The organism is Brevibacillus aydinogluensis, from assembly GCF_961514395.1.
Lineage (GTDB): Bacteria > Bacillota > Bacilli > Brevibacillales > Brevibacillaceae > Brevibacillus > Brevibacillus aydinogluensis.
Genome location: NZ_OY569118.1, coordinates 2,090,128 through 2,106,991 on the forward strand (window position 1 = coordinate 2,090,128; position 16,864 = coordinate 2,106,991).

At 57.2% G+C, this 16,864-nt stretch carries 12 protein-coding genes; 2 read left to right on the top strand and 10 right to left on the bottom strand.

The window, feature by feature from the left end; genetic code table 11:
* Positions 1-40: 40 nt before the first annotated feature.
* The 7 genes from Q7F15_RS10235 to fdhF form a co-directional block, all read right to left on the bottom strand.
* Positions 41-1,456, bottom strand: coding sequence for a hypothetical protein (locus Q7F15_RS10235; protein ID WP_230076923.1), 1,416 nt, complete (start codon positions 1,454-1,456; stop codon positions 41-43).
* A gap of 116 nt (positions 1,457-1,572) precedes the next feature.
* Complete coding sequence (gene nagZ / locus Q7F15_RS10240) at positions 1,573-3,624, bottom strand: beta-N-acetylhexosaminidase (protein ID WP_230077889.1); 2,052 nt, start codon at positions 3,622-3,624, stop codon at positions 1,573-1,575.
* Positions 3,625-3,677: 53 nt separating this feature from the next.
* Positions 3,678-5,390 (bottom strand): serine hydrolase domain-containing protein, encoded by a 1,713-nt coding sequence (locus Q7F15_RS10245; protein ID WP_171564853.1) that lies wholly within the window; start codon positions 5,388-5,390, stop codon positions 3,678-3,680.
* Positions 5,391-5,403: 13 nt separating this feature from the next.
* The gene (locus Q7F15_RS10250) at positions 5,404-6,645 is read right to left on the bottom strand and encodes an exo-beta-N-acetylmuramidase NamZ family protein (protein WP_212132047.1); all 1,242 of its coding nucleotides are present in this window, start codon (positions 6,643-6,645) and stop codon (positions 5,404-5,406) included.
* A 384-nt stretch (positions 6,646-7,029) separates the two neighbouring features.
* A complete protein-coding gene (locus Q7F15_RS10255; RefSeq protein WP_171564854.1) occupies positions 7,030-7,440 on the bottom strand; it encodes a Na-translocating system protein MpsC family protein in 411 nt (136 codons plus the stop codon).
* 26 nt (positions 7,441-7,466) lie between these two features.
* Complete coding sequence (locus tag Q7F15_RS10260) at positions 7,467-7,946, bottom strand: helical membrane plugin domain-containing protein (RefSeq protein ID WP_304414322.1); 480 nt, start codon at positions 7,944-7,946, stop codon at positions 7,467-7,469.
* Positions 7,946-10,903 (bottom strand): formate dehydrogenase subunit alpha, encoded by a 2,958-nt coding sequence (fdhF, locus tag Q7F15_RS10265; protein WP_304414323.1) that lies wholly within the window; start codon positions 10,901-10,903, stop codon positions 7,946-7,948. Before fdhF ends, Q7F15_RS10260 begins: the two co-directional genes overlap by 1 nt.
* 324 nt (positions 10,904-11,227) lie before the next feature.
* Between fdhF and Q7F15_RS10270 the strand changes: the two genes are divergently transcribed.
* Entirely contained in the window at positions 11,228-11,566 is a 339-nt protein-coding gene (locus tag Q7F15_RS10270; protein ID WP_171564857.1) for a histidine triad nucleotide-binding protein, read from the top strand.
* A gap of 71 nt (positions 11,567-11,637) precedes the next feature.
* Here Q7F15_RS10270 and Q7F15_RS10275 read toward each other — a convergent pair whose 3' ends face one another.
* On the bottom strand, positions 11,638-12,621 hold the full coding sequence (locus tag Q7F15_RS10275) for a YpdA family putative bacillithiol disulfide reductase (protein ID WP_171564858.1): 984 nt from the start codon (positions 12,619-12,621) through the stop codon (positions 11,638-11,640).
* A 235-nt stretch (positions 12,622-12,856) separates the two neighbouring features.
* Here Q7F15_RS10275 and Q7F15_RS10280 point away from each other — a divergent pair, with 235 nt between their 5' ends.
* Positions 12,857-14,437: an S-layer homology domain-containing protein gene (locus tag Q7F15_RS10280; RefSeq protein WP_230076920.1), complete on the top strand. Its 1,581-nt coding sequence runs from the start codon at positions 12,857-12,859 to the stop codon at positions 14,435-14,437.
* 117 nt (positions 14,438-14,554) lie between these two features.
* Here Q7F15_RS10280 and Q7F15_RS10285 read toward each other — a convergent pair whose 3' ends face one another.
* Positions 14,555-15,517 carry an L-threonine 3-dehydrogenase gene (locus Q7F15_RS10285; protein WP_171564860.1) on the bottom strand — a complete coding sequence of 321 codons (963 nt, stop codon included), beginning with the start codon at positions 15,515-15,517 and terminating at the stop codon, positions 14,555-14,557.
* On the bottom strand, positions 15,514-16,707 hold the full coding sequence (locus Q7F15_RS10290; RefSeq protein ID WP_171564861.1) for a glycine C-acetyltransferase: 1,194 nt from the start codon (positions 16,705-16,707) through the stop codon (positions 15,514-15,516). Before Q7F15_RS10290 ends, Q7F15_RS10285 begins: the two co-directional genes overlap by 4 nt.
* Positions 16,708-16,864 lie beyond the last annotated feature (157 nt).

The window sequence follows — 16,864 nt, forward strand, 5'->3', positions numbered from 1 at the left end:
TAAAAACGCCTGCCATACCGGCAAGCGTTTCCTGGAACCTCTATTCACCTTTTGGCACCTCACATGCTGTTTTCCACTCCCCCGCTATCTCGTACAGCAACCGGTCAACGGTAACGTCAATGCGCTTGGAAGCCTGCACAAATGCTGCGCCCAAAAACATGTGATAGGTGTTCTCACCGCTGCCGCTCTGCCCGTATTCACCGGGCTCGCCCCGCTCGTTTGTCGCCGTTACCGTCAGCGGCAGTTTCCGATTGGTCCCCACTTCAGCATCGTTGGGCTTTCCGACAATCAGATGCATTCGAGGCAGTTTCTCCGCTTCCTGATGCTCATAGCGAATGGAAAAGGAAATGCCCCTGTCGTCGTAGTACAGTTCATCCAGATAGACATCGGTGTTTTTGATCGTGGCGAGGTGCTTCGCTACTTTTTCACGGTAGGAGTCTGTTTCATTGTTTAGGTGGCGGTCGTATGATTCAGAATCAATCGAAAAATGGATTTGGTCGTCTCCCGCGAGCCAAAGCGAATGCAGGATCAGTTCCAACTTTGCCGGCCGTTTGTCAAACGGTTCAAATTCGACGTAATGCTGCCCGTTTGGCCCTGTTTCGATCCGGCTCAGGTTGGAGTCGCGCACCTCTCCCGCTTCGGAATGCAGGGTAAAGGACACATGGCTCAACTGTTCGTGTGGTTCCGGGGAACGGAAGCGAAAGTACAGCCGATTGACCGTCGTGCCCAGTTCCAGGGACTCCAGGGTGATCGTGCGGTCCATCGCGTGCAGTTCCTGCTTCAACGGTACCGAGACCGTCACCTCCTGGCGAACGTCAAAACGAATGGGGAGAGTAATATCAGGCAGCGGAATGGTTTGTCCCCCGATGCTCACAGATACATCCCGCAGTACGATCTCGTCGACCTTGGACAAAATGTCGGTCATGCCATCCTTGTAAAGCGGGTTGGTGGTCGCGCGGTTGTAAAACCGCCCGTCGTAAATGACACCTTCATTTGGTTCCCAGTTCAAGGTAAAGAGCGGATGGCCCGGTCCATCCTGCTGATCCCCCGGCAGCCCCATCACAAACGAGACAATCGGCACCTCCCTCTCATTGGGGAGAGCCCCCAGAAATCCGGAAGGTACGTCAATGCTGGTAAAGAAAAAAACATGGTTGCTGTTGTACCAGATCTCGTCGATCGACAATGTGCGGCCGGTACCGGGTACAGGGATCTTCATGTCAAAGGTACGGACAAGATCCAATTCTTCCGCCCGTTTCAGTCCAGGGGTCTTGGTATATTGATACTGCTTGACTTCCTCCCACCTGTCGACTTTGATCACCTTCTGATCGACTGGTTGGTCCCATCGTTTCACAGCAAACAGGACTAGAAGCAAAACGACCAGAAGGATGACTCCTGTTCGTCTGTTACCGTACACCTTTTCCATTCCCCCCTGGATTGCAACAAGCGTGCTCAGCATTTCGCGAAACACCCATATTATACCAACGGGAACGAAATTGATCTAGGAGCGAACTCTTTCCACGTGAAAAAGCCCGACTCGACAAGCGAATCGGGCCATTCGTCCGAACCGGAGATTTACCTAATGTATCCCAGACCGTGACCAAACGGGTACAGGGTACCGCCTTTCCCGTCCGGAATGCTGACCGGCAGTGTTCCCGTCGGCTCGTTTTGACCGAAGATCGTCTCTGCTGTCGCGTGAAAGCTGGCGGTGCGAAAGCCGTATTGGGCCAGGTAGGCATCCACTTCCGGGTACGCCATGATGTCGTACGGATTGCGGATGCCCACGCCGATCACGGGGGTGTCCGCTTGCTGGCTGATCTCCCGGTAGAGTTTCATCAACGGGTTGTCCGAGGAACGTCCCTTTACGTCAAACGTGTAGGAACCGATAATGACCGCGTCTGCCTCCTCCACCTGCTTTCGCTGTTCGTCAGTCAGGGTGTTGTTTGTCACCTTGATCGTGACGGTGTTGGCATGATGTTTCCTGATGGCATCAGCCAGTTCGTCGACATACGTGGTGCCCACCACCGCAATGGTCGCTTTTTCGTCCATGTTGAGCGGCAGTACCCCGTCGTTTTTAACCAGGGTCACAGAACGAGCGGCTGCTTCCGCTTCCACCCGCTTGTGCTCCGCCGAGCCGACCACCTCGAGGGCACGGGCGATCTGGTCCTGTACATCAGCGGGCTGCTCGGCTTTAAAAATTCCCCGTTTTACTTTCAACGTCATAATCCGGCGGACGGACTGGTCGATCCGTTCTTCGCTGATTGTGCCGTCGCTGACGGCTTTCAGGACACCGTTTGTCACTTCTTCCAGTCCAACCGGCATCAGCACGATGTCCACGCCCGCCTGTATCGCGCGAATGGCAGCGTCCACCGGACCAAAGTGGTCGGCGATCGCCTGCATGTCCATCGCATCGGTGGAGACCACGCCGTCAAAGCCCAGTTCGTCGCGGATCAACCCGGTGATCACTTTGGGAGACAGGGTGGCAGGCAGTGAGATTTCCGTTCCGTCTTTGCGGGAGACGACTTTGGTGTCGTCGATTTTCGGGAAGGTAACATGGGCCGTCATAATTGCGTCCACCCCCGCTTCCATCGCCTGCTTGAACGGGTACAGCTCCACATTCATCAGCCGTTCCTTGTCGTGGGGAATTTCCGGCAGTCCCAAATGAGAATCGACAGCCGTATCACCGTGGCCGGGGAAGTGTTTGGCCGTAGCAGCTACGCCGTATTCCTGCAGTCCTTTGATGTAGGCCTCACCCATCTCGGCCACGAGCTTGGGATCTTCACCAAATGACCGCACGCCGATCACCGGGTTGTCCGGGTTGTTGTTGACGTCCATGACCGGGGCAAAGTTGGTGTTGATGCCCAGGACAGAAAGCTCCCTGCCGATCACCTTGCCCACCTGATGGGCCAGTTCCGTGGAACGGGTGGCTCCGAGGGCCATGTTCCCCGGTGTGTCGGTGCCCTGCTGCAGCCGGGTCACGATGCCTCCCTCCTGGTCGATCGTCACGAGCAGCCCGTATTTTTCCGCCGCCTGCTGGTAGTCGTGGACGAGACGGACCGTTTGCGCGGTATCCACCACGTTTTCCCTGAACAAAATGACACCGCCGATGTGGTACTTCTTCACCAGCTCTTCAATTTCCGGAAGCATGCGGGTCACATCGGTGCCGTTCCACTTGCGGAAGTCGGGCATCATCATCTGGCCTACTTTTTCTTCCAGCGTCATGCCGGCGATCGCTTTGCCGATGATGTCGTACCGCTTCCCTTTCTGCTTGACGATCTGTACCTGCGGCTCCCCTTTTTCCTTGTAGTCAATGGCGATGCGATCCTCAAATTTGCCGTCCGTTACGGAGATGAAGGTTCTGCCGTTGTGTCCGGTAATCGTGACGGTGCCCTGCGCATCGACACTGGCCACATTTTTGTTGGAGGAGTGCCATCTCAGCTTGCGCGACGTCTGCTCAAAATGGCCGTCCGCGTACAGATGCAGCGCCTGAAGCTGCAGCGTCATGCCCGACACGACCGCATCTGCCTCGGGGATGTTCAGGCTGATGATCAAATCGGTGACGCCGACCTTGTCTCCTTCTGGAGTCACAGGCGCTGCGTCTGCGCCAATCACTGCCGGGCAGAACATCAGCAGCAGCGCGAAGAAAATTGCCAGCCCTGCATGCTTTTTGTGCTTCACGATTATCTCCCCCTGTTTTTGCCTTCGTATGTCCAGCCTAGCGGGTTCCAGACGGTTTTAACCGGCTTGCCGGACGGGTCGGTAATGGTCGGGTTCAGCACATACCAGCCCCGGCCGTTCACGCTGGGATCAGTAGCGTAGCGGAACCGGACCTGTTGTGTACCAGCAGGAAGCTGCCACGCAACCGTCTGCCAGTCGCCTTCACCGGTAAGCGCAGTCCCCACCTCTGTCCATTGTTCGCCGTCTACAGACGCTTCCACATGGCCGAAGTCGCTCTCGTTTTCAATCCGGTACCAGGTGTCAAATGTGAGGAGTCCCCCTTCTGGAAGATCGGCCGTTGCCGTCAATGTGTTGTCCAGCTCATCGCCTGTCCCCGCAAACCAGGCACCGTCCTTTCCGGGCAGGTCCACCGGGATCGCCAGTGCGGCCAGACGAGCGACTCCCCGGCGAACCGGGTTGGTGGAGACGGTGTTGCGGGTGGGATGGACGCGGTTGGTCAGCACGATGCAGATCGTGTCGTTGTTGGGACTGACGACGATCGACGTGCCGGTGTAGCCGGTATGCCCCATGGTCCGGCTGTCGCCCAGCGCGTCCATGTACCAGCCCTGGTTCAGCTCCCAACCAAGCCCATGGTCGTCCCCAGGGAATTCCGGGATCTGGTTTTCCATCATCAGCTTCACCGATTGTTTGGACAAAATCCGCTTTCCGGCGTAGGTGCCGCCGTTGAGCATCATCTGTGCAAAGACAGCCAAATCGCGGGCAGTGCTGAACACCCCGGCATGCCCGGCGACGCCGTCCAGCGCCCATGCATTCTCATCATGCACCTGGCCCCAGACCAGCTCCCGGTTTGTCCAGGGCTGGTACTCCGTCGCCGCCGTCCGTTTCTGCAAGCGCTCAGGCGGATTGTACATCGTATCCGTCATGCGCAGGGGCTTGGTGATGTGCTCACGGACGTATTCGTCCAGGCGCTGGCCGCTCAGTTTCTCCACCAGCACCCCCAGTGCAATCAGGTTGAGGTCGCTGTATACGTACGCACTGCCAGGCTTGTTGACAAGGGGATGGCGAACAGCGATCTCCAGCCGCTCCTCCCGGCTGTTCCCCATCTTGTACAGGGGAATGAATGGTTCAAAGCCGGAGGTGTGGGTCAAGAGCTGTCGAATGGTCACGTCCTCCTTGCCGTTTTCCGCAAACGCCGGGATGTACCTGGCCACCGGATCATCCAGTTGGAACAGCCCTTGCTCGTGAAGCTGCATGACGGAGGTGGAGGTAAACAGCTTGCTGATTGACGCCAGGTCAAAGATGGTGTCGGTCCGCATTGCGACTGGTTGGTCCAGCAAAGTCCCCTGGTCGTCGGCGAAGCGGGCGGCATGGCCATACGCCTGTTCCTTGACAATCACCCCGCGTCTGGCGATCAGCACGACCGCACCCGGCATCACGCCGTCCTGGATTGCCGTTTCAATGAATGAGTCGATTTCTCGCAACGGTGCAGGCGTCATCCCTGCGGCGGCAGGTGCTCCCGGATGCAGGATGGCGGAGGAGGGGCCGGGTTTGTCCCAGGGATGAGACAGCGGGTGCTTGACAGGCTTTGTCTTTTTTTCCTGCGCTTCCAATGCCGAGTGCGCCTCTTCGCCGTGCTTGGCGGCAACTGTCGGCAGTATGAACGCTCCCCATGACAAGCAGACGCACAGTCCAATCATTGCGGCGCGTTTGTTCATCGTCTACTCCTCCCTAGTGGTACAGCAGATAGGACTTGCGCAGTTTCTTGAATGCGTCCAATTCACCCCGCCACGATTTGACGATCTCCTCGACAGGCGTGCCTGCGTCCATCGCCTTGCGGACCTTGTCCGATCCGGTCAACTTGTCGATCCAGTTGTCGGCTCTCCAGGCGAAGTCGTCCGGATACAGGTCTTTGACTTCCTCGATGATGGCGAGAGCTGTGTGAATCGGATCGTACTTGTTCCGGTCGGTCACGTATACCTGCAGCCCGCCGACATTCACGCCCGCGTGCTTGGAAAACGTCGGATTGAAATACGCCTCGCGGAAGCTGACGCCAGGCAGTCGGCGCGCATTCATCCGATCGGCCAGCTCCCACGCCTTGATGTACGGTGCACCGATCAGTTCAAAGGGCCGCGTCGTTCCCCGGCCTTCGGACAGGTTGGTCGCTTCAAACAGACAGTTGCCCGGATAGACCGTCGCTGTCTCCAACGTCGGCATGTTGGGGGAAGGCAGCACCCAGGGAAGACCCGTTTCATCATACCACATGTCCCGCTTCCAGCCTTTCATCTTCACGACCGTGAGATCCGCTTTTTTCCCGATCTCCTTTTCCAGATACTGATCGTTAAACAGCATGGCCAGTTCACCCACGGTCATACCGTGGCGAATCGGGATGGGGTAAATTCCGACAAACGACTCGTAACCGGGCTCGAGAACGGGGCCCTCCACTTTTTCCCCGCCGATCGGGTTGGGTCTGTCCAACACAATAAACGGTTTGTCCTCCAATGCGGCCGCTTTCATCGCGTACGCCATCGTTGATATGTAGGTATAGAATCGGGAACCGACATCCTGGATGTCAAACAACACGACATCCACATCCCGAAACAGCGGCGCGATCTCTTCCGGCGACTTGTTGTACAGATTGTAAAACGGCAGCCCCGTTTTCGGGTCTTCGTAGGTGCCAGGCGCCGAACCGGCCTGTTCTGTTCCGCGAATACCGTGCTCCGGTCCGTAGACGGCCACCAGGTTCACTTTTTTGGCCAGCAGGGCATCGACGTCGTGCGTCAGATCACTGGTAACACCGGTCGGGTTGGTGATCAACCCCACTCTTTTCCCTTTGACCAGATCCGGTTTGTCAAGCAGCACCTCGATGCCCGTCTGGACGCTGCGGCCGTTTGGCTTATCCTTGGCCAATCCGGGAGCGGCCGCACCCGCCATGCTTATCGTACCCAGCAGTGCCAGTGACAGAAGAAGCATCGACCAGCGGATGAGTTTCAACAGGATCACCTCGTGTGTGAACATAGTCGACTGCAAATGGAAAAAGCCGCGACATTCCCTTTCACCTTGTCGAGAAAACCCGCTTGACTCCTGCACCCTCCTCTCTGGAATGGAGATTTCTTTGACAGAAAATTCTGTAAGTATATCCTAATCATATAGGCTGTCCAGTCTTTTTTCTTGGGAATGATTACCTATATTTATGTATTTTCTTCAATTATTTCCCTTACTATACACCTAGTTCCTTTTGACTAGATAGATTGGCAGGAAACGTACGCGGCCAGCGCTCTACTTTCGTACGAAAAAAAGCCGCGCCCACATCCGGACTGGATGCAGACGCGGCCGCATGCTCCTGGTGGGCAACAATTACGGGGAGCCCACGGGCGTTCTCCGGGACACCGACGAACGGGCAAACCATCGTGCGTCGGACTGGATATCCCGGTCAAATACGAACACCGTGATCGCGACATCGCTTGCGAGATTGATGTCCGCAAACAGCGTAACAAGTTTCGCGTGGACCAGTTTTTCCAGTTTCTCAACCACCTCGGCATGTTTGTAAATGTCTTTGACCATTTTCGTTCTCGTCTCATGGATGATGCGCCGGCCCTCTTCCGAATCAATCATCCACTTTTCCACGTCGGTCAAGTTGCCAGTCATCTCGGTGATGGCCCACGGGCCCACGAATCGCGTCCGGATCTGCTGCGGGCCGCAGCCCACGTATTCCTTGCGAATCTCGCGTACGAGCTTGCTGAATTCATGTTCCACACGTCTGGACATCCAATCACCACATCTCATGCCAACATTTACTCTTTCAATCCCTGCCCCATGCCTTTCAACAGGTTGAGGCCGAAGCTGATCGCCCGGTTAATGTCAGGGTCCTGCAGCGCTCTGACCAGGTCAAACAGGCCCACTTTGCTGTCCTGTTCGAGCCCTGCTTTGGCCTGCTGCAGCCCTTGGACCAGACTGCCGACCAGCTTTTTGGTCATGTCCGGCTCGATTTCCGCCAGAGCTTCGGCCGCTGCCATCGCGTTGTTGATCGAGTTGGTGACAGGCGAGCGAAGCAGTTGGCCCACGGCGATCTTGGCCACCTTTTCCTTTGCTTCGATGAGCGACTTCAGCGCCTCCAGAATGCCGCTGTCATGCAATTCCTGCAGCAGTTTCAGCGCTTCGCGGATGCCTTCCGCGTGCTGCGCCGCATCTTGTTTCACCTGCTCCAGCGCCTGCGCCTGCTTTTCTGCTTCGGTGAGCACAGGCCGCACGATTTTCGTCGTCGGTTTTGCCATTATTGCGCACCTCCTGCCGCGTTGACATCTGCGATGGGCTCGTAGTCGCTGCGCGCCCATTTGCGTTCCACCTGCACGCCCAACTGCGGGTTGCGCTTGGCGTAGCGCGGATTGTATCTCGGCAGCGGATTTTCCCCGTCCCGTTCGAGGATTTCCATGCGTACCTTGGCCTGCTTGTAGGCCGGGGTCTGCGTCCGCACGTCCACGGCGTTGCCGGTCAGGATGTTGATCGCGTTTTCGTGGCTGGCGGAGTGCATCGGGACAAACAGTTCCTTGCCGTGGACGCGATCGGTAACCACCGCCCGCAGCCTGATCGCGCCGTACGGGGACACCAGGCGGACCAGCGTGCCGTCCTTGATGCCGCGTTCGCGGGCCAGCTCCGGCGACACTTCGACGAAGACGTCCGGCACCTTGTAGGTAATACCTGAAGATTTGCCGGTCAGATTGCCCTCGTGGAAATGTTCCAGCATCCGGCCGTTGTTGACGACGAGGTCAAATTCCGCCGGATATTCGACCGGCGGCACGTAATCCACCAGCGACAAGCGCGCCCGTCCGTCCGGGAAGTTGAAGCGCTCCTTGTAGAGAAGCGGTTCATCCGTGCCATCCGGGTGAACCGGCCACACCAGGCTGTTCCAGCCTTCCAGACGATCGTAGGAGACGCCGGCAAAAAACGGCGTGAGCGAAGCAATTTCATCCATGATCTCGCTCGGGTGGCTGTAGTTCCAGTCGTAGCCCATGCGTCTGGCGACTTGCTGAATGATCCACCAGTCCGGCTTGGAATCCCCAAGCGGTTCAAACACCTGGTACAGACGCTGAATGCGCCGCTCCGTATTGGTAAACGTCCCTTCCTTTTCGAGAGACGGCGCGGCCGGCAAAATCACGTCGGCAAACTGGGCCGTCTTGGTGAAAAAGACGTCCTGCACGACGAAGAATTCCAGCTGGCTTAACATCTCATGGACGTGGTTGGAGTTGGAATCCACCCAGGCCATGTCTTCGCCTACCACGTACATCGCTTTCAGCGTGCCTTTTTCGATCGCTTCCAGCATTTGAATGCTGGTCAGTCCCGGCTCGCTGGAAATGGATACACCGTAAGCGTGTTCAAATCGCTTCCGGGCCACCTCATCTTTGACGCTCTGATACCCCGGCAGGAAGCTGGGCAGCGCCCCCATGTCGCAGGTGCCCTGCACGTTGTTGTGGCCGCGCAGCGGATAGGCGCCCGCCCCCGGACGGCCGAAGTTGCCGGTGATCAATAGCAGGTTGGCAATCGCCATGGAAGTGTGCGAACCGGCGACATTCTGCGTCACGCCCATTCCCCACAGCACGCACGTGCCGTCCGCTTCGTGAATCATCGTCGCGGCTTTGATCAGCTGCTCCTTCGGGATGCCGGTCACCTCTTCCGCATAGTCCAGCGTGTACTTTTCCACATGTTTCAGGTATGCTTCGTAGTTGTTCACGCGGGCTTTGATAAAGGCTTCGTCATGCCATCCCTGATCGATGATGTACTTGGCCACAGCCGTGATCCAGACAAAGTCTGTCCCCTGCCGCGGGTGCAGGAACAAGTCGGAACGTTCCGCCATCTCGTGTTTGCGCAGATCGGAGACGATCAGTTTCTGGCCGTACAGCTTCTTCGCCCGTTTGATGCGGGTGGCAAGCACCGGATGCCCCTCCGCCGGGTTGGCTCCGACAATGATCACCAATCCAGCGGATGCGATGTCCTTGATCGTGCCGGAGTCACCGCCAATGCCCACCGTATTCATCAGCCCGTCTGAAGCCGGCGTCTGACAGTAACGGGCGCAGTTGTCCACGTTGTTGGTTTCAAATACCTGACGGGCCAGCTTCTGCACCAGGTACGCTTCCTCGTTGGTCGTCTTGGACGAACTGATGAAGCCGAGCGCGCTGCCGCCATGCGTTTGCTTGATCGCGCCCAGTTTCTCGGCGATCAGCGTGAGTGCTTCGTCCCAGCTCGCCGGAACGAATGCGTCCCCTCGGCGGATCAGCGGCGTGGTCAGGCGCTGGTCGCTGTTGACAAAATCCCAGCCGAACTTGCCTTTGACGCATGTGGAAACGCTGTTGACCGGCGCATCTTCCGTCGGTTCAATTTTCAAAATCTGGCGTCCTTTCGTCCAGACTTCAAACGAACAGCCCACACCGCAGAACGTGCAGACCGTCTTGGTCTTCTTCGTGCGGGTCTCACGCATGGCCGCTTCGATTTCGGAAATGGCCATGACGCTGCCATAGTCCGGCTCCACTTGCTTGACCAGATCGATCATCGGATTGAGCAGGTCTTTGTCCAGGCCGGTCATGAACCCCGCTTGGCCCAGCATCGACTTCTCCATCAGCGCGTTGCACGGGCATACGGTGACGCACTGGCCGCAGGAGACACAGGACGACTCGTTGATCGGCTTGTCGTCGTCCCAGATGACCCGCGGCATATCCCGCGCCCAGTCAATGGTCAGCGTTTCGTTCACCTGCAGATCCTGACACACCTCGACGCAGCGTCCGCACAAAATGCACTGGTTGGGATCGTAGCGGTAAAACGGGTGGGACATGTCGACTTCGTACCCTTTTTCCCGGAACGGACGGTTTTGATGCTGCACGTGCAGGAATTCGGTCGTGTTGTGCACGCGGCAGTTTCCGTTGTTGTTGTCGCACACCGTACAGTAGAGCATGTGGTTTTCCAGTACCCGGTCCATCGCTTCCATTTGGGCGGCGCGGGCACGGGCGGATGCGCTCTCGATCTGCATGCCCTCGGTGATCGTCGTCGAGCAGGCGCGCATGATCTTGCCGTCGACCTCGCACATACAGGTGTCGCAGCTCTGAATCGGCCCCAACACCGGCGAATAGCAGATGTGCGGATGTTCGATCCCGTTCTCCAGCATGTAGTCCAGGACGCGGGTGCCTGTTTTGGCCTCGTGTACCTCACCATTCAAGTGGAATCGCACTGTTTTCTGTTCCATCGGTCCCTCCTCTGAAGCAAAAAACCCACCATAAAACAACCCGCGCCTGCAAAAAGCGCTCAAGCTGTTTTATGGTGGGTTAATACTTAGCATCTTCCATACCAGTTATCAATCCCGCCATAAGAACTGAGAAGCCAGGATGTGCCAGAAATGAGTGCATTCCTGCAAGCATCAATGAACTTCTCACCCTCATTATAACCAAATGGAGGAAGATTGCAAGGTAAAAACGCTTGCACGCGGCCTCATCATCCGACAGGAAATAGGATGTTTATGGCGAATCTCATCCAATATAAGAGAGAAAAACAAAAAAGGAAGGATGCCGCAATGGATTGCATTTTTTGCAAAATCGTGCAGGGAGAACTGCCGTCGAAAAAGGTGTATGAGGACGATCACATCCTGGCGTTTCACGACATCAATCCGATCGCGCCGGTGCATGTGCTGGTCATTCCGAAGAAGCACATCTCCTCGCTGATGGAGATTCAGCCGGAAGACAAGGAGCTGATCGGCCATCTGCACCTGGGTCTGCAAAAAGTAGCCGAGCTGACCGGCGTGAACCAGGACGGATTCCGCGTCGTGACCAACATCGGCAAGCACGGCCAGCAGACCGTCTTCCACATTCACTACCACGTGATCGGCGGCCGTCAGCTGCAGTGGACGATGTAAGCGGCCACAGCACCGAGCCGCATGAAAAAAGACAACGCTTGCCCGTACGGTAGGGCGCGTTGTCTTTTTTTCTATCCATCCGATTGGAGCTGACCGGCCAGATGGCGGGCGATCAGCTTGCCGTGGAAGCGGCCGTTCTCGATGAAGATGGCGTTGGCGTGGTGACCGGAGGCAATGACGCCGGCGATGTAGAGACCGGGAACATTGGTCTCCATCGTCTCGGGATCGTGTACGGGTACGCCGCTTTCGGGGTCTATCTTCCCGCCCAGGGCGTGCAGCAGCGTCCGGTCGGGACGGAATCCGATCAGCGATAAGACGAAGTCGTTTTCCAGCGTGAGCGTTTTTCCCTGTTGCACTATGTGGACTTCCCGCTCTGTAATGACCTGCACAGTCGCTTCGTAGAGAATGCGAATCCGGCCTTTCTGCACCATGCTTTCAAACACGGGACGCGTCCACGCCTTGACGCGGTCGGACAACTGCGGCTTGCGGCAAATCACGGTCACTTCGGCTCCCGCCCGCTCCAGCTCCAGCGCGGCGTCCACCGCCGAGTTGTTGCCGCCGACAATCGCCACTTTCATCCCGCTGTACGGGTGGGCTTCCGTGTAAAACGACGAAACTTTCGGCAGATCCTCGCCCGGCACGCCCAAGCGGTTGGGGTTGTCAAAATAGCCGGTGGCGATGATCAGGCGCCGGCACTCATACGTCTGCACCGCCTGAAACCGGTCGACGGTCGTCAGCCGAAACCCGTCCGCCGTCCGCTCCGCCGCCGTCACCGTCTCGTAACAGCGGACGCGCAGGTCATTGCGCGTTGCCACCAGCCGGTAGTAGTTGAGCGCTTCCAGTCTGGTCGGCTTTTCGTTGGCCGTGGTAAACGGAATATCGCCGATCTCCAGCAATTCCGGCGTGCTGTGAAAGATCATGTACGTCGGATACCGGTAGATGGAATTGACCAAGGGCCCTTTTTCAATCACGAGCGGGTCGATCCCTGCCCGCTTGCATTCCACCGCAGCCGCCAATCCGCACGGTCCGGCTCCGATGATAATCACCTGTTCCATATCCTCGTTCCTTCCTTTTCCTTCCTCACGTTCTGGCAGCCGTATTTTCATGATACCATACCCGCCGAGAGAGAAAAGTCCGGAATGTGCATCGAATTTCCATGAATTCATTCGATTTCCAGAAATTAAGCGGTGAATGTGCACATGGTTCCCTTTACACTGGATGTGATTGGTCTGCCGCCAAAAAAATTTGACTATTTGAGTGAGTGCAACTATGCGAAAAAGAACCGTACATATGACAAGTCTATCGCTTCTGTGGATCGTTTCCCTCCTGTTTTTGACCATCGCGGTGCCCGCGTCGACAGCCAAAACCATGCCGCTGAAAGACATTGCCGACAGCTATGCGGAAGAGCAGATCCTGTCGCTGGTGAAGGCCGGCGTGATTGTCGGCGACCCTGACGGCTATTTCCGCCCCCACCAGTCCGTCAAACGGGCGGAGTTCGTCGCCTTGCTGAACCGCACACTGGGTATTCGCCCCGTCTCCAGCCAGATTCAGGCCTATACGGACGTGCCGAAATACGTCTGGTCCTATGGCGACGTGCAGGCGTCTGCTGCCTTGGGCATCGTCAACGGCACCAGTGTGACGACCTTTGCGCCGAATCGCACGCTTACCCGCCAGGAAGCGGCCGTAATCATCATGCGGGCGTTGGGCACAAAGCCCAGCGGGACGCCTAGCCTCCCCGTTGCTGATTCCTCCCTAATCGCGGCATGGGCAAAACCGTACGTAAGCGAAGCACTCAAGACCAAACTGCTGGTCGGCTACGCGGGTCACTTCCGCCCCACTGATCCAATCAGCAGGGAAGAGACGGCCGTCATTCTGCACCGGGTGCTGTCGCGTCTGGACAAACAACCGCCCAAACCTCCCGTCGTCCTCGGCTGGCAGTACCAGTCGACCACCCAGGAATTTCTCAACCTGGTGAACGGCTCCGAGGTCAATACGCTCTCGCCCCGCTGGTTTTTTCTAAATCCGGACGGGTCCATATCGGATTCCGCCGATCCATCGCTCGTCCAATGGGCACACGAAAAGGGGAAGAAGGTGTGGGCGCTGTTCGGCAACCGCTTTGACGCGAAGGCGACACACGATATCCTGTCAACCCCGGCCAAAATGAACGCCCTCGTGGACAAGCTGGCTGCGCTCGTGGATACGTACCGGCTGGACGGGATCAACGTCGACTTTGAAAACATGTATCCGGCCGACAGAATCGCCTTCACCACATTTGTCCGCGAACTCTCGGCCGCCTTGCACGCAAAGGGAGCGGTTGTCTCCGTCGACGTGCCGCGCGATTTGCACAGCGACTGGAGCGATCCCTACGATTACGCCGCATTGGCCCAACATGCCGACTACCTGGTGCTGATGGGGTATGAAGAGCATTGGAGCGGCGGTGCGAAAGCCGGTTCCGTCTCCTCCCTCCCGTGGCTGGCCGACAGCATCTCGGGACTGGTTGGACGGGTCCCGGCCGGCAAGCTGATCGTTGGGCTGCCGCTCTACACGCGGGATTGGTATCAGTCGAACGGCAAATGGCTCTCCGCCGACCTGACCATTCCCCAATCCTACCAGTTGGCCACTGCCAGCGGTGCGAGCATCCGCTGGGATTCCACACTTGGCCAGTACCGGGTAAGTTATCGAAAAAACGGGGTATCGCACACGATCTGGATGGAAGAGAGCCGTTCCATCGGACGAAAAGTGGAAACCAGTCTGAACTGGCCAGTGGCTGGGTTCGCGTTTTGGTACGTGGGATCGCCGGTGCCGGATATTTGGACAGCGGTGTCCAACGCAATTACCCTGCAGCAGGTCAGAGCAAACGTCCAATTGTAGCGACAAAAAGAGTCCTGCCCCCTGCAGAATCTTCACTGGCAAGAAAACGGCTGTCCGTCAATCGGACAGCCGTTTTTATGATGACTTGTCATTCAAATTCGGGAGCATGCCGTTCGCTCAGCCGATTTCCTGAAGCAGCTTTCCGCGCAGCTTGGCCAGCATGTCCTCGGTCATCTTCTCCAGATCGTACTCCGCCTTGAAGCCCCACTCTTCCCGGGCAGCAGACGCGTCAATGGAGTTTGGCCAACTTTCCGCGATCGCCTGGCGCACCGGGTCCACCTGATAATCCAGCGTAAAATCAGGGATGTGCTTGCGGATCGCGGCGGCGATCTGTTCCGGCTCCACGCTCATCGCCGTGACGTTAAACGCGTTGCGGTGCTTCAATTTGGCCGGATCGGCCTCCATCAGCGCAATAATCGCGTTCAGCGCGTCCGGCATGTACATCATGTCCATGTACGTATCCTTGGCGATGTAGGAGGTATAGGCGCCGCGGCGGATCGCTTCGTAGTAGATCTCCACCGCGTAGTCGGTCGTGCCTCCGCCCGGCGGCGCGACGTACGAAATCAGGCCGGGGAAACGGACGCCGCGGGTGTCGACGCCAAACTTGTGGAAGTAGTAGTCGCACAGCAGCTCGCCGGACACCTTGTTCACACCGTACATGGTCGTCGGCCGCTGAATGGTGTCCTGCGGCGTGTTGTCTTTCGGTGTGGTCGGGCCAAACGCGCCGATGGAGCTGGGCGTAAAGAACTTGCAGTTCAGTTCGCGGGCCACCTCCAGCGCATTGACCAGACCGCCCATATTGAGATTCCAGGCCAGGAGCGGTTTGGCCTCCGCCGTAGCGGAGAGCAGTGCAGCCAGGTGAATGATCGTATCCACCTTGTGCGTGCGTGCAAGCTCAAACATGGCCTTGTCATCCATCACGTCCAGGATGGCAAACGGACCGGACTGCACTACCGGGTTGTCCTCCGGCTGGCGGATGTCAGTGGCGATGACGTTATCTGCTCCATATACGTCGCGCAGTTTCATGGTGAGTTCGGAGCCGATTTGTCCGAGGGCCCCGGTAATCAGTATCCTTTTCATTTCAAAATCCCCATTTCTTTGCCCACTTTTTCGTAGATGTCCAACGCGCGGTCCAGCATTTCTTTCGTATGGGCGGCCGTCGGCATGTTGCGCACACGCCCCGTGCCTCTTGGCACCGTCGGGAAGACGATCGCCTTCGCGTAAACGCCCGCTTCATACAAGCGTTTGCTGAACTCCTGAGTCTGCTGTTCGTCACCAATGATACAAGGGGTGATCGGCGTCTCGCTGTGTCCGATGTCAAAGCCCAGCGCTTTCAGGCCGTTCTTCAGGTAGTTGCCGTTTTCCCACAGGCGCTCCTGCAGTTCCGTGCTGTTTTGCAGAATGTCAATGGCAGTAATGCAAGCGGCCACGTCTGCCGGCGTCAGTGCCGTGGAGAACAGGAACGGGCGAGAACGCACCTTCAGCCAGTCGATCAGCTCCTTGCGGCCGGCCACGTATCCGCCGACCACGCCGATCGCCTTGGAAAGTGTCCCGATCTGGAAGTCGATCTTATCCGACAGGCCGAAATGCTTGACTGTGCCTGCGCCGTTGCCGAGAACCCCGGAACCGTGCGCGTCGTCGACGTAGGTGATCAGGTCAAATTCTTCCGCCACCTCGACGATTTCCGGCAGCTTGGCAATGTCGCCGTCCATGGAGAAGACACCGTCAGTGATCACCATGATCTTTTTGTATTTGCCCGATTCCTTCGCTTCCTTGGCCTTGGCCCGCAGATCGTCGATGTCGGAGTGGTTGAACCGGATGATCTGCGCCTTGGACAGCCGGCAGCCGTCAATAATGGACGCGTGGTTCAGTTCGTCGGACAGGATCGCGTCGTTCTTGTCCATGACTGCGGAGATCGCGGCCATGTTGCAGTTAAACCCGGATTGATAGGCAATGGCGGCTTCCGTGTGCTTGAAAGCGGCCAGCTTTTCTTCGAGCTGAACGTGCAGCTCCAGCGTACCGTTGATCGTCCGCACCGCACCTGCGCCGACGCCGTACGTTTGAGCGGCCTTGACCGCAGCGTCGATCAAGCGCTGATCCGTGGCCAACCCCAGATAGTTATTGGACGACAGATTGATCAGTTCTTTTCCGGAAATGGTAATGACGGGGCCGTTAGCGCTTTGCAGAGGATCGATTACGTTGTACAGCCCTTTGCTTTTCAAGTCGGCCAAATTCTCGTGAAGAAATTGTTCCAACACCTTGCTTGCCAAGATAAATCCCTCCTGACCGGATCGTCTTTTTCGCGACGGACCATCTGATTTCTCACAAACAGTCGCAATCCGATGCACAAATGTCCTCGTGGAAAAGACGTTTTATCCGTTTGAAAAAAGCGATAAATCAATGTTCTTTACTACAACGATATCATTG

Coding starts and splice junctions, on each gene's coding strand:
- Q7F15_RS10285 (WP_171564860.1), bottom strand. CDS start 15,517: ATGAAAAGGATACTGATTACCGGGGCCCTCGGACAAATCGGCTCCGAA.
- nagZ (WP_230077889.1), bottom strand. CDS start 3,624: ATGTTCTGCCCGGCAGTGATTGGCGCAGACGCAGCGCCTGTGACTCCA.
- Q7F15_RS10255 (WP_171564854.1), bottom strand. CDS start 7,440: ATGTCCAGACGTGTGGAACATGAATTCAGCAAGCTCGTACGCGAGATT.
- Q7F15_RS10235 (WP_230076923.1), bottom strand. CDS start 1,456: ATGCTGAGCACGCTTGTTGCAATCCAGGGGGGAATGGAAAAGGTGTAC.
- Q7F15_RS10280 (WP_230076920.1), top strand. CDS start 12,857: ATGACAAGTCTATCGCTTCTGTGGATCGTTTCCCTCCTGTTTTTGACC.
- Q7F15_RS10275 (WP_171564858.1), bottom strand. CDS start 12,621: ATGGAACAGGTGATTATCATCGGAGCCGGACCGTGCGGATTGGCGGCT.
- Q7F15_RS10250 (WP_212132047.1), bottom strand. CDS start 6,645: ATGCTTCTTCTGTCACTGGCACTGCTGGGTACGATAAGCATGGCGGGT.
- Q7F15_RS10260 (WP_304414322.1), bottom strand. CDS start 7,946: ATGGCAAAACCGACGACGAAAATCGTGCGGCCTGTGCTCACCGAAGCA.
- Q7F15_RS10245 (WP_171564853.1), bottom strand. CDS start 5,390: ATGAACAAACGCGCCGCAATGATTGGACTGTGCGTCTGCTTGTCATGG.
- Q7F15_RS10270 (WP_171564857.1), top strand. CDS start 11,228: ATGGATTGCATTTTTTGCAAAATCGTGCAGGGAGAACTGCCGTCGAAA.
- fdhF (WP_304414323.1), bottom strand. CDS start 10,903: ATGGAACAGAAAACAGTGCGATTCCACTTGAATGGTGAGGTACACGAG.